This is a genomic window from Mesorhizobium sp. M8A.F.Ca.ET.161.01.1.1 (genome assembly GCF_004792105.1).
GTDB lineage: Bacteria > Pseudomonadota > Alphaproteobacteria > Rhizobiales > Rhizobiaceae > Mesorhizobium.
This window is the reverse complement of sequence record NZ_SRTD01000002.1, coordinates 85654-105455: the sequence shown is the minus strand read 5'-3', so window position 1 is coordinate 105455 and position 19802 is coordinate 85654. Positions and strand designations below refer to the sequence as shown.

Genomic DNA, 19802 nt, shown 5'->3' with positions numbered 1-19802 from the left:
ATAATTTTTTGAGATGCAGGCACTGTCTCGCAAATAAATCGACGCGGCACGCGTTACCCAAGCGCACCGCGGTTCTTTTGTTATTACCTGAAAACCCCCCGCCGCACCTACGCGGCGTCGCGGACCTTCTCGATGCGCGAGCGGATCGCCTCGATCATCGTCTCGCGGATGGTCGTCTCGCCATGCGTCTCGCGCATATGCTCGACGGCGCGGCGCATCACCTCGGCCTCCTCGTCGGCCCGTGTGTGCCATTCGCAGCCGGGAACGAGCGACCCGCAGTGAAATTGCTTCATGGGATTTCTCCTCTTGCTCCATGGAGCCGGTCGAGGCTCCGCCTCTTTTGGCTTACGGTCGGATGGTCAGACGTAAGCGGGGCGAAAGCTATAACACGGGAGGGGCGGCATGGTTGCATCAAAGCTGCGTGCGCCGTCCTGTCACCGGACGTCTACGGCCAGCGCACCTCCGGCGGCAGGCTGGAGAGGATCGAGGCGACATTGCCGCCGGTCTTCAGCCCGAAAATGGTGCCACGGTCGTGCAGCAGGTTGAATTCGACGTAGCGGCCGCGGCGGATGAGCTGTTCATCGCGGTCGCCATCGGTCCAGTTCTCGTTGAAGTTGGCGCGCACGAGGTGGCCGTAGACGACGAGGAACGAACGCCCGACATCCTGGACGAAGTTGAAATCGGCGTTCCAGCCGCCCTTCTCCTCGCCCGAATGCAGCCAGTCGAAGAAGATGCCGCCGGTGCCGCGCGGCTCGTTGCGGTGCGGCAGGAAGAAATACTCGTCGCACCAGGCCTTGAATTTCGGATAGTCGGCGACGTCGGCGTTCTTCTCGCAAGCGAACTGCATGGCGCGGTGGAAGGCTGCCGTGTCGGGATCATCCTGGGTGCGGCGGCGGTCGAGCACTGGCGTCAGGTCGGCGCCGCCGCCGAACCATTGCCTGGATGTGACGACCATACGCGTGTTCATGTGCACGGCCGGAACGTTGGGGTTCCACGGGTGCGCGATCAGTGAGATGCCCGATGCCCAGAAGCGCGGGTCTTCCTCCGCGCCAGGCATCTGCTTGCGGAACTCGGGCGAGAACTCGCCATAGACGGTCGAGGTGTGGACGCCGACCTTCTCGAAGACGCGGCCGTGCATCATCGACATGGTGCCCCCGCCGCCCTTGCCCTGATCGCGCTCCCACGGCGTTTTCTCGAAACGGCCCGGCGACCATGAGGCGAGCGGGCCCTGCAGGTCCTGCTCGATCTGCTCGAAGCCGGCGCAGATGCGCTCGCGCAGCGCCTCGAACCAGAGCCGGGCCTTCATCTTCTTCTCTTCGATGTCGGCGGGCAGCCCTGCCGGTATTTCGGGTCGTTCCAAGTGCCGTCTCCGGTTGTGGGCCACCCGTCGTGGGGATTCCCGATAAATGACTCGTCTTTTGCCGGCGCGATCCCTAATCTCTTGAGGGTCAGGGTCAAGTCCCGTCTGATTTAGGGTGTAAGGAGTTGCTTCGTGCGCACCCCGGCAAGACCGCCGCTGGATGGCCTGAAGAAAAGGCTCGACCAAAGCCGGGCCGAGCGCGCGCGTATGCCACGCGACGGCTTTTTGCGCGAGACGTTCGTCCTGCCGCGCTCCGATGCCCGGCTCAAGGCTAAGGAATGGTTCGAGCGCTTTCCCAAGCAGGCCTACTGGACCGAGATCGAAAGCTGGTTCGAGCGCCCGGGCGATCTGATCGAGTTCACGATCAGGCGCCTGCCGGCAGCGGATTAACGCTCGACCAACAGCCTTCTCGCGCCAGTTCCCTCCCCGGCAAGCCGATCCCCCTTGTTCCTCAGCGGGCATTTGTCGATCGACATGCAGCCGCAGCCGATGCAGTCGGTCAGCCCGTCGCGCAGTTTCTTCAGCTGGCTGATTTTCTGATCGAGGCTATCGCGCCAAGCCGTTGAAAGCAGATTCCAATCCTCGCGCGTCGGGGTGCGGCCTTCAGGTAATGATTCAAGTGCGACACCGATCTCCGCGAGCGTGATGCCGACCTCCTGGGCAATCCGGATTATGGCCACGCGTCGCAGGACATCGCGGCCGTAGCGGCGCTGGTTGCCGGAGGTGCGGTGGCTGCGAATCAGCCCGCGGGCTTCATAGAAATGCAGCGCCGACACCGCCACGCCGCTGCGCACGGCCACCTGGCCGACCGTCAATTCCGTTACCGGCGCCATCTTCGCACTTTCCCCTTGACCTCAAGTTAAGTTGAGCTTGTAGCCAAGAAAGCCTGGATGTGCAAACGAAGGAGAAGGCGGATGTGCGCCTGGGCAAAAATCACCGCGGACCGCGCTGCCGGCGATCCCCTAGCCGAGTTGCCGGATGGCTTCGCCCGCCACCATGGCCACGGAAAGGGCGACGTTGAGGCTGCGCGCGGTGGGCTGCATCGGGATCGTCAGCCGAACATCCGCCGCCTGATGGACTGGATCCGGCACGCCCGCGGATTCGCGGCCAAACAGGAGGATGTCGCGGTCGGTGAAGCTGAAGTCGGTGTAGGGGGCCGTGGCCCTGGTCGACAGCAACACCAGCCGGTCCGCGCGGGCCTTGCGCCACTCCTCGAAGGCATTCCAGTCGACATGCCGGGTCAGGGCGGCCATTTCGAGATAGTCCATACCGGCGCGCTTGAGCGCTCTGTCGGAAAGCGGGAAGCCGGCCGGCTCGATGATGTCGACGCCAAGGCCGAGGCAAGCGGCGAAGCGCAGGATTGTCCCGGTATTGCCGGCTATGTCAGGCTGGTAGAGCGCGATGCGGAGACCACGGTTCACTTTCGCGTCCTTCTAATAAGTGGCAGATCGGCCACAGCAGCTTCCTGGTTTTGGAAATTCCTGGACCTGCGGGTGGCCATTTTCTGCGAAGTCGGGTATACGACCAGCATTGTCAACCCGAACCGATGGAGGGGTAATTCATGATGACCATGCACATCCAGCGCCCCACCCGTGGGCTTACTTGCGCCCTGGCGGTTTCGGTACGACGTTTCTCCTGATCTTTTAGGCACTTCCGCACCGATCTCCGCCGAAACCATACCCTGGTCTTCGAAGGAATCCTGCGATGTTTTTCAAGCTGCCGAAGGGGCCGATGGCCCCGTCTCAACGCGTCCCGACTGATCAGCCGCCGATCCCGCGGCACGATGTCGATCATCCTTTTTATCTCTATTTCAACACGGAGGACGGACCGATGTTCGATCCATACAGAATACCGGGCTCGAGGAGCCTGCATATCCACCGGCTGCCGACCTGGGCGCTGCTGATCGGCGAAACCTATTCGTCGGCGGTTCATGCCGAAGTGCGCCGGCGTCCGCATCGCGGCATGCTGCCGGATGTCGATTTCTCGCACGCGGTTCCCGACCCGAGCCGACCGTCGCTGGTGCGCCGCATCATCCGGCTGATGCGGCCGGGCGCGAAAAACCGCACTGGTGGCGCTGTGTCGTCCGCATCGACAAAGGTGGCTGTCGGCGAAAAGCCGGCGAGCCCCTATATTGCGCGAAGCAGGGCCGACGCTCCGGATGATTCCGGAGCGTCGGCCCTCGACGCCATGCGATCCGAGGACTTTGTACGTCGCCAAGCCGCGTAAGCGGAAAACAGATTTTACAGGCATGCCCTAATGTTGTTGTTTAGCTGGTTTGAAAGAAGGCTCGATCCGTTCCCGGCCGCGGAACCGGTCGAACCGCCCAAGACGCTGGTTGCCTTCTGCCTGCATTATACGCGCGGCGCATGGCCCTATATCCTTATCGATGCGGTGCTGGTGGCGGCCATCGCCATCGCGGAAGTGTGGATGTTCGGCTTCCTCGGCCGCATCGTCGACTGGTTGTCGGGGCAGAACCGCGAGACCTTCCTGCAGACGGAGGGCTGGAAGCTCGCCGGCATGGCGTTCATCGTGCTGTTCGCGCTGCCCGGCACGGTTTGGCTGCATTCTCTGCTCAACCAGCAGACACTGATGGGCAACTATCCCATGCGCATCCGCTGGCAGGTGCATCGCTACCTGCTCAAGCAATCGATGAGCTTCTACCAGGACGAATTCGCCGGCCGCATCGCCACCAAGCTGATGCAGACGGCGCTCGCCGTGCGCGAATGCGTCATCAAGGTGATCGACGTCCTGAACTACGTCATCGTCTATTTCCTCGGCATGCTGCTGATCGTCGGTTCGGCCGACTGGCGGCTGGCCGCGCCGCTCGGGGTCTGGCTGGTCGGCTACATCCTGTTGCTGCGCTTTTTCATCCCGCGCCTGGGCAAGGTCGGCGAGGAGCAGGCCAATGCGCGCTCGACCATGACCGGCCGCGTCGTCGACAGCTACACCAACATCCAGACGGTCAAGCTGTTCAGTCATTCGCGCCGCGAGGCCGCCTTCGCCAGGGAAGGCATGATGGGCTTCCTCGACACGGTCTACCGGTCGATGCGGCTGGTGACGGTGCTGTTCGGCTCGCTCTACATACTGAACGCGCTTCTGCTGTTCTCGGTCACCGCCATCTCGCTGTGGCTGTGGATGGGGCAAGCTGTGACGATCGGCGCGGTCGCCGTGGTCATCGGCCTGGTGCTCCGGATGTGGGGCATGTCGCAGTGGATCATGTGGGAAATGTCGGGCCTGTTCGAGAATATCGGCACGGTGCAGGACGGCATTGCCTCCATCTCGCTGCCACGCCTCGTCGAGGACAGGCCGGATGCCAGGGAGATCAACGTTTCCAAAGGCGATATCCGCTTCGAGGACATCCGCTTCCACTACGGCAAGCAGAAGGGCGTCATCGAAAACCTGTCGCTGGCGGTGAAACCGGGCGAGAAGGTCGGCATCGTCGGACGCTCGGGCGCCGGCAAGTCGACGCTAGTCAATCTCCTCTTGCGCTTCTACGACCTGGAATCCGGCCGGATCCTGATCGACGGCCAGGAGATCGCCGGCGTGAAGCAGGATTCGCTGCGTGCCCAGATCGGCATGGTCACACAGGACACCTCGCTGCTGCATCGTTCGGTGCGCGAGAACATCCTTTATGGCCGGCCCGATGCGAGCGATGAGATGTTGGTCGAGGCGGCACGGCGGGCCGAGGCGCTGGATTTCATATCGGCGCTTTCGGACCATAGCGGCCGCAAGGGTTTCGACGCCTATGTCGGCGACCGCGGCGTCAAACTGTCCGGCGGCCAGCGGCAACGCATCGCCATTGCTCGCGTTATGTTGAAGGACGCGCCTATTCTTATCCTTGACGAAGCGACGTCGGCGCTCGATTCCGAGGCGGAAGCCGCCATCCAGGAGAATCTCTACAAGCTCATGCAGGGCAAGACCGTCATCGCCATCGCGCACCGGCTGTCGACCATCGCGGCGATGGACAGGCTCGTCGTGATGGACCAGGGCCGCGTCATCGAGGAGGGTTCGCACGAGGAACTGGTCGCCGGCGGCGGGCTCTACGCGCAGCTCTGGCAGCGCCAGTCGGGTGGATTCCTGTTCGAGGACAGTCCGGTCGGCGCCGCCAACGACAGTGTCGCCAACGACATTGGCGCGAAGGGGCAAGCCGCAGAATGATGGCCGCCGCATGATGACAGCCGTCTACCGCTGGTTCGAAAACTGGGTCTATCCGTTCAGGGAGCCGGCGCATCTTCGGCCACCGGCCAGCGTCGCCGGCTTCCTCTGGCACTATGTCGGCCAGGCGAAGTTCGCCTTCTTCGCCATGCTGGTCGTCGGCGGCATCGCGCCGCTGGTCGAGGCCGGGCTGTTCTATTTCGTCGGGCGGCTGGTCGATATTCTCGATCAATTGCCCGGCGAGCGGAGCTGGCATGCATTATGGACCGCCGCCGGCCCCGAACTGATGTTCATGGTCGCAGTGGTGCTGGTCCTCCGCACAATGGTCGTGGCCCTCTCGGCGCTGGTCGACGAGCAGACGATCACGCCCGGCTTCTACAATCTGGTGCGCTGGCAGGCGCACCGGCACGTCTCGCGCCAGTCCTACGCCTTCTTCCAGAACGACTTCGCCGGCCGGATCGCGACGAAAGTCTGGCAGGCGGGGCAGGCGACCGGCGACCTGATGGAAAGCTTCATCGAGGTCGTCTGGTTCATGATCGTCTATACGGTGACGACGCTGGCACTGGTCGCAGGACTCGATCTCAGGCTGGCGGCATTGGTGGTGATCTGGATCACCGCTTTCGGCTTTCTGGCCAGGCGCTATCTGCCGGCAATCCGCAAGCACGCCGAAGCGACGGCCGAGGCGGGCTCGATGATCAATGGCCGCATCGTCGATTCCTACTCCAACGTGCAGACGCTGAAACTTTTCGCGGCGGACGGCGACGACCGCTACATCAGGAACGGCTTCGACATCTATCTCGACGCATTGCGCCCCTTCACCCGCCGGTTGACCGGCGTGCGCATGGCGCTGACGACGCTGTCGGGCATCATGATCACGGCGATCGGCTGCTTTGCCGTCTATCTCTGGGTCGAGGGCTCGATCACCGTCGGCGCCGTCGCCTTCACGCTGTCGCTGGTGCTGCGCCTCAACATGCTGCTCGGCCGGCTGATGATGCAGATGAACAGTATCTTGCGAAACCTCGGCGTGCTGGAGAACTCCAAGGCGCTGATCTCGCAGCCGCTGGGGCTGACCGACGCACTGGACGCGAAAGAGCTGGTCGTCACGGGCGGACGCATCGACGTGAAGAATGTCGAGTTCCATTACGGCAAGGGGTTTGGCGTGCTCAACGGCGTCGACCTTGTCGTCAAGCCGGGCGAGAAGGTCGGGCTGGTCGGGCCATCGGGCGCCGGCAAGACGACGTTGGCCAACCTGATCCTGCGCCTCTACGACCTCGAAAGCGGCCGGATCACCATCGACGGCCAGGACGTCTCCGGTGTGACGCAGAATTCGCTGCGCGCCAATATCGGCGTCGTCAGCCAGGACACCGCCCTGTTCCATCGCTCGCTGCGCGACAACATCAAGCTCGGCATGCCCGATGCGACCGACGCGGAGGTGATCGCGGCGGCCAAGAAGGCCGAGGCCCACGAATTCATTCTGAGCTTGCGCGACAACAGGGATCGCCAGGGCTACGAAGCCTTTGTCGGCGAACGCGGCGTCAAGCTGTCGGGCGGCCAGCGCCAGCGCGTGGCGATCGCCCGCGTCTTCCTCAAGGACGCGCCGATCCTGATCCTCGACGAGGCGACGTCGGCGCTCGATTCCGACATCGAGGCGGCGATCCAGGAGAATCTGACGCGGCTGATGGAGAACAAGACCGTGATCGCCATCGCGCACCGGCTGTCGACGATCGCGGCTCTTGATCGCCTGGTGGTGCTCGACGGCGGCCGCATCGTCGAGCAAGGCACGCATGACGAGCTGGTGGCGCTCGATGGGCTCTATGCCCGGCTGTGGAAGCGCCAGTCCGGCGGCTTCCTTTATCACGAGGAAAGCGTGCTCGAAGAGACGCGGCCGGCGGAGTAGGCGCATGGCTGGATCGCCAGAGGTCAGCCCGGAGATCGGGCCAGAGCTCGGCCCAGGGGTCGGCTACGCGCTCAAGCGTTTGCGACCAACCGTGGCGGCCTTCGACGCGTTGAAGGACGAGAGCCGGCTGGAAGGCTACTGGATGCTGGTACGCCTGGGCGACGGCTGGGCAAGTGGCCGCAACAAGTTCCTGAAGCGAGGGGAGGGACTGTTTGGGATATGGCATGGCCGGGAACTCGCCGGCGTGTGCGGGCTGAACATCGATCCCTATTTCGAGGGCAGGGACCAGGGCCGGGTCCGGCACCTGTTCGTCAGCGCACGCCACCGCCGCAACGGCCTCGGCCGCATGCTGGTCGAGACCGTGATCGATCGGGCCGGCCAATATTTCTCCGTGTTGAACACCCGCGCGCCGCCGGAAGCCTTCGGTTTTTATGAACGGCTTGGCTTTCAGCGCGTGGAAGGCGAAGAATTCGTCACCCACCGCATAGTGTTCGGGAAAGGGAACTGAAATGTCCTTGCGTCCGCCATCTCATCTTGCCGGCGCGTCGGCCGCCGAAGCGGCGTTTGACGCGCTTGGCCATGAAATCCTCGCCGAGAAGGCGGCGGCACTTGGCCGCGCCGGTCAAAAGGTCGAGGAGACGCTGGCCCGGCTAACCAGCAATGCCGACGAGGACATGCGTCCCTTGCTTCTCAAGGAGGCTGCCGCGGCCGTTCACGCCTATTTCATCCAGCGCGAATTGTGCGGCTTTCGAAAGCACGACGCCGTCATCCGCGAATACAACATCCCCAAAGCCGTGCTGGTCAGGCTTGGCGCCATGTAGAGTTGGAACTTGCCGCGCTGATTTCCCTGTGGAAACGCGCCAGGCGGGCGGCAAGCGCTTCGGGATTTTCATCGGCAACGAAGTGTCCGCTGTCGGCTATGATGTCGCCCTCGACATTTGAGTGCCCGGCCGCGCGCAGGCCATCGACATAGTCGCCGATGTCGCCGGACTCGGCCGCACCCCTGAGATACAGCACCGGAACCGCAATCGGCTTCGCGGGCCGCGCGGCATTGGCCTTGGCATCCTCCGGAAAGGCACGATACCAGTCGAACCCCGCCTGGAGGCTTTCCGGCCGGGAATAGGCCTTGGCGTAGATTTCCCTGGCGTCGTCAGGGATCGAGGCTCGATCCTTCGAAAGCACATTGAAGAAGAAGTCGAAATAAGCGCTCTGATGGCCGCTGACCAGCGTTTCCGGCAAGGCTGGAATAGCGTGAAAGGCGAAATGCCAGATTTGCGGATTGCGAATGACCTTCTCCCACGGAGCGACGCCCGGAATGACGACATCCATGATCGCCGCGCCGGAAAGAATCTCAGGATGGTCGCTCAACAAGGCAAATACGATCTGGCCGCCGACATCGTGGCCGGCGGCCACGAGCTGGCGCAGCCCGCAAGTCTCTGCGACGCCTCTCATCAGCCTCGCCAAGGTTCTCTTGTCACCAGCCTCGGGTACGCCTTGCGAGCCGCCGATGCAGGGCAGGTCAGGGGCGACGACCCGGTAGTCGGCCGCCAACCGGCCGATCACCCGCTCGAAGGCGTAGGAGCTTTGCGGCCATCCGTGCAGCAGAAGGAAAGCCGGCGCACCAGCGGGGCCTGCCTCGCGGGTCGCAATGCTCAGCCCTTCGATTTCGATGGTCGAGGTTTGCATGTCCTGGCCCTCGCGGCTTCCGGTTGGCGCCTATGCCGTAGATCTAGGCGCCAACCGGGACGCCGCCAGGGCTATGCAGGAATTACTCCAGCCATTCGGTGATGAAGCTACCGTTTTCGTGGATGTCGGTCGTTTCCAGCGGACCTGGACCGAGATTGGTGAATTTGTGCGGCGTGTGCGGCGGCACGATGACGATCTGCCCCGCCGAGGCCTCGATCTCCTGGTCGCCGACCGTGAACAGGCCGGTTCCCTCGCGAATGATAAAGATCTCCGCATAGGGATGAGCGTGCAGCCGCGGGCCGCCCCCGACATCGGGCAAGTAATTGAAGATCAGGCAGGAGTTGGAGCCGTAGACGCCGCCTTGCAGTTCGCCCTTCCAGTGGTTGGAACGAACAGACCATTCCTCGCGATCGATGACATGCACCATGGTAGGGAAAATAGATCACTCGGGCAGCCTATGTCGAGGCAAACAACGATGCCGGATTTGCGGTTGTTTCCCGGTTGTTTAGCCGCCTTTTGCGGCCATTCGCCGCCTTGCCGCGCGACAGCGGATTTTGTCCCCGCGACAATCTGCCCTTGTGCCTTGACCCGTCTGGACAAAAACGGGCTTCACGCATAAACCGAAGTCCAAATGCCGGAGGAATTCGCTAGCCTGTTCGCCATGCGCTGTCGGGTTGGCGTGATTGAGCGGGGAACAAGGCTCAGCCACCGGCGCGGAAGAGGCGAAAGGATCAGGCACCCGTGAGCGCAACCGACATCCACGATCCCAACCGTCGAGATTTTCTCTACGTCGCCACCGGCATGGCCGCTGTGGTCGGCGCCGGTGCCGTCGCCTGGCCGTTCATCGACCAGATGCGCCCCGACGCCTCGACGCTGGCGCTCGCTTCGGTTGAGGTCGATGTCTCCTCGCTGACGCCCGGCAGCTCGCTGATCGTCAAGTGGCGCGGCAAGCCGGTCGTGGTGCGCAACCGCACCGAGAAGGAAATGAAGGACGGCGAGGCCGTCAGCCTTTCCGATCTCAAGGATCCGATCGCCCGCAACGCCAATTTGCCGTCCGATGCGCCGGCGACCGACGCCAACCGCACCACGCCCGGCAAGGAAGCCTGGATGGTGATGGTTCAGGTCTGCACCCATCTGGGCTGCATTCCGCTCGGCCAGGAAGGCGATTTCGGCGGCTGGTTCTGCCCGTGCCATGGCTCGCAATACGACACTGCCGGCCGCATCCGCAAAGGCCCGGCACCGGAGAACATGGCGATTCCGGTATTCAAGTTCATTTCCGATACCAAACTCCTTATCGGTTGAGGCAGGGGATATTTCGATGAGCGAGGGACACTCGACCTATACGCCGAAGACCGGTATCGAACGCTGGTTCGACGCCCGCATGCCGCTGCCCAGGATGGTCTATGACAGCTTCATCGCCTATCCGGTGCCGCGCAACCTGAACTATATGTGGACCTTCGGCGGCATCCTGGCGATCATGCTAGTGGCGCAGATGCTGACCGGCATCGTCCTGGCCATGCACTATACTGCCGACACCAATCTCGCCTTCGGTTCGGTCGAGAAGATCATGCGCGACGTGAATTCCGGATGGCTCCTGCGTTACATGCACGCCAACGGCGCCTCGTTCTTCTTCATCGCCGTCTACCTGCACATCTTCCGCGGTCTCTACTACGGCTCCTACAAGGCGCCGCGCGAACTGCTGTGGATCCTGGGTTGCATCATCTACCTCCTGATGATGGCGACCGGCTTCATGGGCTATGTGCTGCCATGGGGGCAGATGAGCTTCTGGGGCGCCACCGTCATCACCGGCTTCTTCAGCGCCATCCCGCTGGTCGGCGACTGGATCCAGCAACTGCTGCTCGGCGGCTTCGCCGTCGACAATCCGACGCTCAACCGCTTCTTCGCGCTGCATTACCTGCTGCCGTTCATGATTGCCGGCGTCGTCGTGCTGCACGTCTGGGCGCTGCATGTCGTCGGCCAGTCGAACCCGACTGGCATCGAGGTCAAGTCGAAGACCGATACCGTCGCCTTCACGCCCTACGCGACCATCAAGGACGCGTTCGGCATGATCGTGTTCCTGTTCGTCTTCGCCTACTTCGTCTTCTACCTGCCGAACTATCTCGGCCATCCGGACAACTACACGGTCGCCAACCCGCTGAAGACGCCGGCCCATATCGTTCCGGAATGGTACTTCCTGCCGTTCTACGCGATCCTGCGCGCCATCACCTTCAACATCGGGCCGATCAATTCCAAGCTCGGCGGCGTGCTGTGTATGTTCGGCGCCATCGTCATGCTGTTCCTGGTGCCGTGGCTCGACACTTCCAAGGTGCGCTCGGCGGTCTACCGGCCCTGGTACAAGCTGTTCTTCTGGCTGTTCGTGGCCGATGCCATCCTGCTGGGCTGGCTGGGCTCGCAGCCGGCGGAAGGTAGCTATGTGTTCATGGCGCAGATGGCGACGCTGTTCTACTTCGCCTTCTTCCTGGTCGCGCTGCCCGTGCTCGGCTTGATCGAGACTCCGCGCAGGCTGCCGAACTCGATCACCGAGGCGGTGCTCGAAAAGAACAAGGGTGGCGGCGGACATCCGGCGGGCGCCACGGCAGCACCCGAGACCAAGGGCTGAGCGGTAGAGAATCTAAGGGGATTTGGCATGAAGAAGATTCTCACCTCGCTGGCGCTGGTCGGCCTTGTGGCCGCCGGCCCTGGGGTTGCAGGCACTTGGGCGTTCGCGGCCGAAGAAGCGCACAACGCGGCGGCACCCACGCATTTCCCGATCAACGAGCCGAAGGAAATGAGCTGGAGCTTCACCGGCCCGTTCGGCACCTATGACAAGGCGCAGCTGCAGCGCGGCCTGAAGGTCTACAAGGAAGTCTGCTCGGCCTGTCATTCGATGAACCTGGTGGCGTTCCGCACGCTGTCGGACCTCGGCTATAGCGACGCGCAGATCAAGACGCTGTCAGCAGAATACACCATCCACGACGGCCCCAACGATGCCGGTGACATGTTCGACCGTCCCGGCAAGCCGTCCGACCATTTCCCGGCGCCCTTCGCCAATGAGGAAGCCGCCGCTGCGTCCAATGGCGGCGCGGCGCCGCCCGACATGTCGCTGCTGGCCAAGGCGCGCGGCGTCGAGCGCGGCTTCCCGCAGTTCGTCTTCGACATCTTCACCCAGTATGATGCGGGTGGTCCTGACTACATCCATTCGCTGCTGACAGGCTACGACGAGACGCCGCCCGCCGGCATGGTCATCCCGGAAGGCACCCACTACAATCCGTACTTCATGTCCGGCGTGTCGCTGAAGATGCCCAAGCCGCTCTCCGACGGCCAGGTGACCTATGACGACGGCTCGCCGCAGACCATCGACCAGTATTCCCGCGACGTGGCTGCCTTCCTGACCTGGGCGGCCGAGCCGCACATGGAAGACCGCAAGAAGATGGGCTTCCGCGTGCTGGTGTTCCTGCTTCTGTTTGGCGCCCTGGTCTACCTGACCAAGCGTAAGGTATGGGAAGCCGTCGCTCACTAAGCGATGCCATAGTCTGGAATTCAAAAGGGGCGCCGCGAGGTGCCCTTTTCTGCTTTTGGGGTGGATAGCTCAGGCCACGCGTCGGCGGTGTCACATGGCCGTCATCGCACATCGCGATCCTGCGGTGCTCTCATCAAAGGATCACGCCCATGAAAAGATACGCATCGCTTGCGGCAGGCCTGCTGCTGCTCGTCGTTGGTTCCGCGGCCCGCGCCGAAGACGCGAAACCCTTCATTACCAACAAGGATGTCGACCTGACGATGATCCTGCCGCCGCCTCCGGCCAATGATTCGGCCGAGACCAAGGCCGAGCTTGGCGAGGTGCTGACCATGCAAGTCACGCGCACACCCGAAATGGAAGCCCGCGCCATCGCCGATGCCGAGGAAAACGTCTGGCGTTTCGCCGATGTCATGGGGCCGGATTTCAACAAGGACAAGCTGCCGAAATTCAGCGCCTTCTTCGATCGCGTGGTGGAGACCGAAGGCGCCGTCGTCGATCCGGCCAAGGACGTCTGGAAGCGTCCGCGTCCGCACCAGCTCAGCGATCTCGTCAAGCCGGTGGTCAAGCTCTCGAGCTCCGGTTCCTGGCCGCCCGGCCATGCGACCGTCGGCACGATGATGGGCATCATCCTGGCTGACATGGTTCCGGAAAAGCGGGCCCAGATCATGGCGCGCGCGGCCGAGTTCGCCCACAACCGCATCGTCGGCGGCATCCATTATCCGTCCGACGTCGAGATGGGCAAGATTTCCGGCAGCGTCATCGCCGCGGTCCTGCTCAACCGCGAGGATTTCAAGGCCGAGTACGAAGTGGCCAGGGCGGAGCTTCGTTCCGACCTCGGCATGTAGGACTGGCCGGTAGCCATCTTTCCGAGCGGGGCGCCTTCGGGCGCCCCTTTTCGTGTCGGCCGCGGCCTGCGCCCACTGCAAGGAAATCGCCTCGCGTTTGCCGCCATATCCTTTGCCGGACGTGCTTGTGTCGACCGTCACATCGCGCTAGCCGTTGTCGGCCGCGCCGGGCTACGATCGGCCCCGCGCCGTTTCGCTTCTGTCAGCTGGATCACCCGGAGCCGCTTCATGAAATCCTCTCTCGAAGACACGCTGCTGGCGTCGATCCGAACCATCCCGGACTATCCCAGGCCCGGCATCCTGTTTCGCGACATCACCACGCTGCTCGGCAACGCACGCGCCTTCCGCCGCGCCATCGACGAGCTGGTGCATCCCTATGCCGGGCAGAAGATCGACAAGATCGCCGGTATCGAGGCGCGCGGCTTCATCCTCGGCGGCGCCGTCGCCCACCAGCTCTCGGCCGGCTTCGTGCCGATCCGCAAGAAGGGCAAGCTGCCTTACGAGACCGTGCGCGTCGCCTACAGCCTGGAATACGGGCTGGATGAGATGGAGATGCACAAGGACGGCGTCGCGCCCGGCGAGAAGGTCATCCTGGTCGACGACCTGATCGCCACCGGCGGCACGGCGGAAGCGGCGGTCAAGCTGCTGCGCCAGATCGGCGCCGACATCCTCGCCGCCTGCTTCGTCATCGACCTGCCGGATCTGGGCGGACGCGCCAAGCTCGAAGCGCTCGGCGTGCCGGTGAGGACGCTGATCGGGTTCGAGGGGCATTGAGCATTTTTCCCTTCTCCCCTTGTGGGAGAAGGGAAAGACACCTCATTCCACCTTCACCAGCACGGCGCTCTCGAATTCCAGCACCTTGGCGCCGGTCGAATCGGAGGCCTCGCAGAGCAGCGCCAGCAACCGCCAGCCGGGACGGGACGCTATGGGGCGGTGGGAAAGCGCCGTGCGTGCGAAGGTGATGGTTTGCCCGGCATGGACGGGCTTTAGCCATTTCAGGTTCTTGAATCCGGGCGAGGGGCCGAATTCGGGCACCGGGCCGTCCCAGCCTTCGGCGTCCAGGCGGGTTTCCAGATTAAGCTTCATCCAGGTGGCCGCGGTGTGCCAGCCGGAGGCGCAGAGCCCGCCAAGCACGCTCTTCCTCGCCGCCTCCTCGTCGATATGGAAGATCTGAGGGTCGTATTTGCGGGCGAACGCCTTGATCGCCTCGGGCTCGAATGTGTGCGAGCCCAGCGTCACCGTGGTGCCGATGCGGAAGAATTCGTCCAATGTCATGACAGGCTCCCAGCGGCATCGCGCGTCAGGAACATGATGGAGTTCTCGAGCTCGAAGACACTTTCGCCGCGCTGGTTGACCAGTTCGCTGCGCATGGTCACGAAGCCGAGTTGCGGCTTCGATTTCGACAGGCGCCTGGCGAGAACCACCAGGTTGCCCCGCAGCGTATCGCCGGCGAGCACCGGCTTCTTCCATTTGACCTGATCGACGCCGGGCGCGCCCTGGCAGGTGGAATCCAGCAGGAAGGCATCGCACAGCATGCGCATGAACATGGCGCAGGTGTGCCAGCCCGAGGCCGAGAGGCCACCGAGGATGCTGGCCTTGCCGGCCTCCTCGTCGAGATGCATCGGCTGAGCGTCGAACTCGCTGGCGAACTCGATGATCTCGGCCGCGCTTACTTTTTTCGCGCCGAGGTCGAACGAGGCCCCCTCGACGAAGTCCTCATACGCCCATGTCTTTCCGGTCATGGTCAGCAAATCCGGTTGTAGAATGCGCGATCCCTTTGGATCGGAAAACCCGGATGCAGGCCGCGGGCGGTTTGGTCAAGCCCTTTCTGGTGAGCCAGGCCCAGGCAGCGGGTGTTCAGAGCCAGCCGCGGCGGCGGAAATACCAGAAAGGCAGGATCGCCGACAGCACCATCATGGCAATGGCGAAGGGATAGCCGAACTCCCACTTCAGCTCGGGAATGACATCGAAATTCATGCCGTAGATCGAGGCGACGAGTGTCGGCGGCAGGAAGATGACGGCGGCGACGGAGAAGATCTTGATGATGGCGTTCTGCTCGATCGAGATCATGCCGAGCGTGGCGTCGAGCAGGAAGGAGATCTTCTGCGACAGGAAGGTGGCGTGGTCGGCAAGCGACAGCACGTCGCGCGACAGGGTCTTGATGCGGGCGCGGACGTCCTTGCTCATCTTGGTCAGAGTCGCGACATGGGCGAGGAAACCCGCCAGCCGCTGCAGCGAGATCAGGCTGTCGCGGATGGAGGAGGCGATGTCCTCCTTGCGGCCGATGGCCTTCAGCAGTTCCTGGAAGTCGCGGTTGCGCTTCGACACCTTGGTCGAGCGCGCCTCGAAGATGTCGCGCGAAATCACTTCGACATCGCGGCCGGCGCGCTCGAGGATGTCGGCGAGGCGGTCGACGATCGCCTCCAGCAGGCCGATCAGGATGGTGTCGCCGCTGCTGCAGCCGGTCGCCACCTTCTCGGCGCGCAGCGGGAAGGTCTTGAACGCCTTCGGTTCGTGATAGCGTACGGTGATCAGCCTGGCGCCGGCGAGCACGAAGGTGACCGGCGACATCAGGGGATCGTCGACCTCGGTCTGCGCGGGCAAGGTGGCGGTCATGAAGTAGGCGCCGTCCTCGATATAGAGGCGGCTTGAAATCTCGATCTCCTCCATCTCCTCGCGGGTCGGGATGGCGATGCCGAGCCAGCTTTCGATGGTGGCCTCTTCCTCCTTGGTCGGATTGACGAGATCGGCCCAGACGACCTTGTCGCCATTGACCAGCAGGTCGTCGGTGAGGCGCAGGCGATCATTGTCGACGACGAAGGCCTTGATCATCGCCGAATCTCCCTGCCAGAGCCGCGTTGAGGTTACGCATCGTGTCGGATTGCACGGTTTTTCGTCGCACGCCGACCGTGTGGCTGCCGCTTAGACCCGCGGCATGACAAAATCAAGACAAGCCGAGCAGGGCCGGCTGGCATCGGCCACTCAGAAAAATTCGTCGAGGAGCCGGTGGTACGAAAGCTTCGTCGGCTCTACTTCCGCCCAGACATTGTCGACTGGGCAGGAGGGTCACGTGTTGAACTTGAACAGCATGATGTCGCCGTCCTGGACGACATATTCCTTGCCTTCATCGCGCGCCTTGCCGGCTTCCTTGGCCGCCACTTCCCCGCCCAGCGTGACAAAGTCGTTGTAGGCGATGGTCTGGGCGCGGATGAAGCCGCGCTCGAAATCGGTGTGGATGACGCCAGCCGCCTGAGGGGCCTTGTCGCCCTTGTGCACGGTCCAGGCGCGCGTCTCCTTCGGCCCAACGGTAAAATAGGTGATGAGGTGCAACAGGTCGTAGCCGGCGCGGATCACCTTGTTCAGGCCGGGCTCGTCGAGGCCGAGCGAGGATAGGAATTCCATTTCCTCCTCGTCGGAAAGCTGGGCGACTTCCGCCTCGATCGCCGCCGAGATCACTACGGTGCCGGCGCCCTGCGCGGCGGCCATTTTCTCCACAGCCTTTGTGTGCTCGTTGCCGGTCGCGGCATCGGCCTCGGCGACGTTGCAGACATAGAGCACGGGATGCGAGGTGAGCAGGTTCAGCCCCTGCAGGATGCGCAAATCTTCGGCCGAAATACCCTTGAGCAGGATGCGGGTCGGCTTGCCGGCCTGCAGCAACTCGAGCGCTGCCTCCATCATCGGCAGCACGGCGGTGGCTTCCTTGTCCTTGCTGCCGGCGCGCTTGCGGAATTGCACGATGCGGCGCTCGAGGCTGTCGAGGTCGGCAAGCATCAGCTCGGTCTCGACCGTCTCGGCGTCGGCGACGGGGTCGATGCGGCCCTCGACATGGGTGATGTCGTCATCCTCGAAGCAGCGCAGCACGTGGACGATGGCGTCGACCTCGCGGATGTTGGCGAGAAACTGGTTCCCCAGCCCTTCGCCCTTAGAGGCGCCGCGCACCAGGCCGGCAATATCGACGAAGGAGATGCGGGTCGGGATGATCTCCTTCGACTTGCCGATCGCGGCGATCTTCTGCAGGCGCGGGTCCGGCACCGCCACCTCGCCGGTGTTCGGTTCGATGGTGCAGAACGGATAGTTGGCGGCCTGCGCGGCGGCCGTCCTCGTCAGCGCGTTGAAGAGCGTCGACTTGCCGACATTGGGCAAGCCAACGATGCCGCATTTGAAACCCATTTTGTCCGGTCCTATCGGGAAAAGCGAAATTTGATGAGGGCTATGGGCGATAGGGGTTGGGAACGTCAAGCCCTGTAACGCCGATGGTCCCGCGGCTCAGTCCTTGTTGCCGAACAGTTTCTTCAGCATCGCCGCCATCGGGCCGGTCTCGGGCAACTTGGCGGGCGCCTGCTGGGGGCGGGCCTGGCGGACATGGCTTTGCTGTTTCGGAGCCTGTTTTTGCGCCGGCTTTTCCGGTTCGGCGCCCGCCTTGCCCTGTACGGCAAGGGCGGCCTTGTTCATGAAGCCGGATTCGTCGCCCTTGACGATCATGGCAGCGTTGTCGGCGATCGCGTCGAGCAACGGGTCGAGCCAGTCGCGGTCGGCCTTGGCGAAATCGCCGAGCACATGATGCTGGACCATTTCCTTGACGCCGGGATGGCCGACGCCGATGCGCACGCGGCGATAGGCGTTGCCGACATGGCCATCGATCGAGCGGATGCCGTTGTGGCCGCCGGCACCGCCGCCGGTCTTGATGCGCAGCTTGCCTTCGGCAAGATCGATCTCGTCATAGAAGACGGTGAGGGCGGAAAGGTCGAGCTTGTAGAAGCGCAGCGCTTCGCCGACCGACTGGCCGGACAGGTTCATGAAGGTCTGCGGCTTGATCAGGATGATCTTTTCACCGCCGAGCGTGCCCTCGGCGATCAGGCCCTGGAACTTCTTCGACCAGGGCGAAAAGGAATGGCGGCGGGCGATAGCGTCCGCCGCCATGAAGCCGACATTGTGCCGGTTTTCAGCATATTTCGCGCCCGGATTGCCGAGGCCTGCAAAGACAAGCGCCGTCTTCCCTGGCATCGTCTGCTCCGGGCGTGAAAGAGTTACTTCTCTTCGGCGGCAGGAGCCGCTTCGGGGGCCGCAACCTCAGCCGTCTCTTCAGTCTCCGGCTTCATCGCCGCCGAACCGGCAATGGTCGCGATGGTGAAGTCGCGATCGGAGATGACCGGCTTGACGCCAGCCGGCAGCTTGACCGCCGAGATATGGATCGAATCGCCGATGTCGGCGCCGGTGAGATCGACGGTGATGAATTCCGGGATCGCATTGGCCGGGCAGTGGAACTCGACCTCGTGACGCACGATGTTGAGCACGCCGCCGCGCTTGATGCCGGGCGACTTGTCTTCATTGATGAAGTGGACAGGCACGTCGACATTGACTTCCGTGTCCTTGCCGATGCGCAGGAAATCCACATGCATCGGGAAGTCCTTGACCGGGTCGAGCTGGAAGTCCTTCGGCAGGACCTGGATCTTCTTGCCGTCGACATCGATCGTGGCGACCGTGGTCAGGAACCCGCCGCCATGGATCTTGTAGAAGATGTCCTTGTAGGTGAGCGCGATCGCCAGGGGAGGCTGCTTGTCACCGTAAATTACTGCAGGCACTTTACCGTTGCGGCGAACTGCTCGGGCGGACCCCTTACCGACCTGTTCGCGCGCTTCGGCCTTGAGCTCGTAAGTATCGTGGCTCATGGCTTTTCCTTTCGCGTGTTATGGAGCGCCTACGGTTGGCGATGTGCCAGGCCGTAAACGTCGAAAGCCGCCGGACCTCGATGTCCGAATGCCGGAAACCGCAGCGAGCGGATCTTTGTTCGGGATCACAAGGGGAAGGCAGCCTTCCGCCGCGTTGCCTCCAAGGGTGTCTACGCGGGTGGCGGCTCTATAGCGGAAGGTGGTCCCAGGTGCAAGCGGCGGCCGAAGAGCCGTCGCTACCGGTCGCCGCTCAACGCATCGCGCAGTGCCTGGACCTGCCGGTTCAGGGCGTCGAGTTCGGCCAGCGTCATGCCCGAGCGCTCGATCAGGGTCTCGTTCAGGCAATTGCACTGGACGAGCAGCTTGCGGCCGGCGGATGTCAGGTCGACCTGTACCTGGCGCTCGTCGGCCTGATTGCGCTGGCGGGTCACCACGCCAGCCTGTTCCATACGCTTGACCAGCGGCGTGACGGTGCTCGATTCCAGAGCGAGCCTGTGCGCGATCGCGCCGACCGACATGCCGTCGGCTTCGCCCAACGCGTTGAGCACGAGATATTGCGGATAGGTGATGCCCATCTCGTCCAGCATCGGCTTGTAGGTGCGGTTGATCGCCATGCTGGTGGCGTAGAGCGTGAAACAGAGCTGATTGTCCAACGGGAGAGGCACGAGGC

24 protein-coding genes are annotated in these 19802 nt (G+C 63.2%); 11 read left to right on the top strand and 13 right to left on the bottom strand.

From position 1 onward, the window contains the following. Positions 1 to 107 precede the first annotated feature (107 nt). A complete protein-coding gene (locus EN804_RS05430; RefSeq protein ID WP_027047304.1) occupies positions 108 to 293 on the bottom strand; it encodes a DUF1059 domain-containing protein in 186 nt (61 codons plus the stop codon). A gap of 152 nt (positions 294 to 445) precedes the next feature. Further along, on the bottom strand, positions 446 to 1360 hold the full coding sequence (gene hemF / locus EN804_RS05425; protein WP_135915188.1) for an oxygen-dependent coproporphyrinogen oxidase: 915 nt from the start codon (positions 1358 to 1360) through the stop codon (positions 446 to 448). Between the two features lie 132 nt (positions 1361 to 1492). On the opposite strand from hemF, the gene EN804_RS05420 reads away from it, so the two are divergent. Continuing rightward, positions 1493 to 1750, top strand: a complete 258-nt coding sequence (locus tag EN804_RS05420) for a hypothetical protein (RefSeq protein WP_023770299.1) — start codon at positions 1493 to 1495, stop codon at positions 1748 to 1750. Here EN804_RS05420 and soxR read toward each other — a convergent pair. Then, the gene (soxR, locus tag EN804_RS05415) at positions 1747 to 2193 is read right to left on the bottom strand and encodes a redox-sensitive transcriptional activator SoxR (protein WP_135918819.1); all 447 of its coding nucleotides are present in this window, start codon (positions 2191 to 2193) and stop codon (positions 1747 to 1749) included. The genes EN804_RS05420 and soxR overlap by 4 nt on opposite strands. 129 nt (positions 2194 to 2322) lie before the next feature. After that, positions 2323 to 2781 (bottom strand): tRNA (cytidine(34)-2'-O)-methyltransferase, encoded by a 459-nt coding sequence (locus tag EN804_RS05410; RefSeq protein ID WP_127276068.1) that lies wholly within the window; start codon positions 2779 to 2781, stop codon positions 2323 to 2325. Between the two features lie 283 nt (positions 2782 to 3064). Between EN804_RS05410 and EN804_RS05405 the strand changes: the two genes are divergently transcribed. The 5 genes from EN804_RS05405 to EN804_RS05385 are packed head-to-tail and all read left to right on the top strand — an operon-like array spanning position 3065 to position 8233. Next, on the top strand, positions 3065 to 3586 hold the full coding sequence (locus tag EN804_RS05405) for a hypothetical protein (RefSeq protein ID WP_189524471.1): 522 nt from the start codon (positions 3065 to 3067) through the stop codon (positions 3584 to 3586). Positions 3587 to 3616: 30 nt separating this feature from the next. Further along, complete coding sequence (locus EN804_RS05400) at positions 3617 to 5518, top strand: ABC transporter ATP-binding protein (protein ID WP_127869767.1); 1902 nt, start codon at positions 3617 to 3619, stop codon at positions 5516 to 5518. A 10-nt stretch (positions 5519 to 5528) separates the two neighbouring features. Further along, entirely contained in the window at positions 5529 to 7412 is a 1884-nt protein-coding gene (locus tag EN804_RS05395) for an ABC transporter ATP-binding protein (RefSeq protein ID WP_135918818.1), read from the top strand. A gap of 4 nt (positions 7413 to 7416) precedes the next feature. Further along, positions 7417 to 7920 carry a GNAT family N-acetyltransferase gene (locus EN804_RS05390; RefSeq protein WP_135918817.1) on the top strand — a complete coding sequence of 168 codons (504 nt, stop codon included), beginning with the start codon at positions 7417 to 7419 and terminating at the stop codon, positions 7918 to 7920. Between the two features lies 1 nt (position 7921). Continuing rightward, complete coding sequence (locus tag EN804_RS05385) at positions 7922 to 8233, top strand: DUF6665 family protein (RefSeq protein WP_135881211.1); 312 nt, start codon at positions 7922 to 7924, stop codon at positions 8231 to 8233. Here EN804_RS05385 and EN804_RS05380 read toward each other — a convergent pair. Together EN804_RS05380 and EN804_RS05375 are read right to left on the bottom strand one after the other, a co-directional pair. Beyond that, complete coding sequence (locus EN804_RS05380; RefSeq protein WP_135918816.1) at positions 8214 to 9098, bottom strand: alpha/beta hydrolase; 885 nt, start codon at positions 9096 to 9098, stop codon at positions 8214 to 8216. The genes EN804_RS05385 and EN804_RS05380 overlap by 20 nt on opposite strands. Before the next feature lie 82 nt (positions 9099 to 9180). Further along, positions 9181 to 9525, bottom strand: coding sequence for a cupin domain-containing protein (locus EN804_RS05375; RefSeq protein ID WP_127276062.1), 345 nt, complete (start codon positions 9523 to 9525; stop codon positions 9181 to 9183). 314 nt (positions 9526 to 9839) lie between these two features. Between EN804_RS05375 and petA the strand changes: the two genes are divergently transcribed. From petA to EN804_RS05350, 5 genes are all read left to right on the top strand, one after another. Beyond that, positions 9840 to 10400 carry a ubiquinol-cytochrome c reductase iron-sulfur subunit gene (gene petA, locus EN804_RS05370; protein WP_127276061.1) on the top strand — a complete coding sequence of 187 codons (561 nt, stop codon included), beginning with the start codon at positions 9840 to 9842 and terminating at the stop codon, positions 10398 to 10400. A gap of 16 nt (positions 10401 to 10416) precedes the next feature. Beyond that, on the top strand, positions 10417 to 11718 hold the full coding sequence (locus tag EN804_RS05365) for a cytochrome b N-terminal domain-containing protein (protein ID WP_135918815.1): 1302 nt from the start codon (positions 10417 to 10419) through the stop codon (positions 11716 to 11718). A gap of 27 nt (positions 11719 to 11745) precedes the next feature. Beyond that, complete coding sequence (locus EN804_RS05360) at positions 11746 to 12618, top strand: cytochrome c1 (protein ID WP_135918814.1); 873 nt, start codon at positions 11746 to 11748, stop codon at positions 12616 to 12618. Between the two features lie 149 nt (positions 12619 to 12767). Then, positions 12768 to 13463, top strand: coding sequence for a phosphatase PAP2 family protein (locus EN804_RS05355; protein ID WP_135918813.1), 696 nt, complete (start codon positions 12768 to 12770; stop codon positions 13461 to 13463). A 228-nt stretch (positions 13464 to 13691) separates the two neighbouring features. Next, a complete protein-coding gene (locus EN804_RS05350) occupies positions 13692 to 14237 on the top strand; it encodes an adenine phosphoribosyltransferase (protein ID WP_027143364.1) in 546 nt (181 codons plus the stop codon). Positions 14238 to 14279: 42 nt separating this feature from the next. Here the strand turns inward: EN804_RS05350 and EN804_RS05345 are convergent, their stop codons facing one another. The 7 genes from EN804_RS05345 to EN804_RS05315 all read right to left on the bottom strand — a co-directional run bounded on the left by EN804_RS05345 (position 14280) and on the right by EN804_RS05315 (position 19797). After that, positions 14280 to 14738 carry a MaoC family dehydratase gene (locus EN804_RS05345; RefSeq protein WP_127276057.1) on the bottom strand — a complete coding sequence of 153 codons (459 nt, stop codon included), beginning with the start codon at positions 14736 to 14738 and terminating at the stop codon, positions 14280 to 14282. Next, positions 14735 to 15205, bottom strand: coding sequence for a MaoC family dehydratase (locus EN804_RS05340; RefSeq protein ID WP_167531307.1), 471 nt, complete (start codon positions 15203 to 15205; stop codon positions 14735 to 14737). Before EN804_RS05340 ends, EN804_RS05345 begins: the two co-directional genes overlap by 4 nt. 115 nt (positions 15206 to 15320) lie before the next feature. After that, positions 15321 to 16295 (bottom strand): magnesium/cobalt transporter CorA, encoded by a 975-nt coding sequence (corA, locus tag EN804_RS05335; protein ID WP_127276056.1) that lies wholly within the window; start codon positions 16293 to 16295, stop codon positions 15321 to 15323. A gap of 234 nt (positions 16296 to 16529) precedes the next feature. Continuing rightward, positions 16530 to 17633 carry a redox-regulated ATPase YchF gene (ychF, locus tag EN804_RS05330; RefSeq protein ID WP_127276055.1) on the bottom strand — a complete coding sequence of 368 codons (1104 nt, stop codon included), beginning with the start codon at positions 17631 to 17633 and terminating at the stop codon, positions 16530 to 16532. A 96-nt stretch (positions 17634 to 17729) separates the two neighbouring features. Beyond that, positions 17730 to 18467 (bottom strand): aminoacyl-tRNA hydrolase, encoded by a 738-nt coding sequence (gene pth / locus EN804_RS05325; RefSeq protein WP_127869760.1) that lies wholly within the window; start codon positions 18465 to 18467, stop codon positions 17730 to 17732. A 23-nt stretch (positions 18468 to 18490) separates the two neighbouring features. Then, positions 18491 to 19132, bottom strand: coding sequence for a 50S ribosomal protein L25/general stress protein Ctc (locus EN804_RS05320; RefSeq protein ID WP_135867490.1), 642 nt, complete (start codon positions 19130 to 19132; stop codon positions 18491 to 18493). Positions 19133 to 19368: 236 nt separating this feature from the next. After that, positions 19369 to 19797, bottom strand: a complete 429-nt coding sequence (locus tag EN804_RS05315) for a MarR family transcriptional regulator (protein WP_127278808.1) — start codon at positions 19795 to 19797, stop codon at positions 19369 to 19371. Positions 19798 to 19802: the final 5 nt, after the last annotated feature.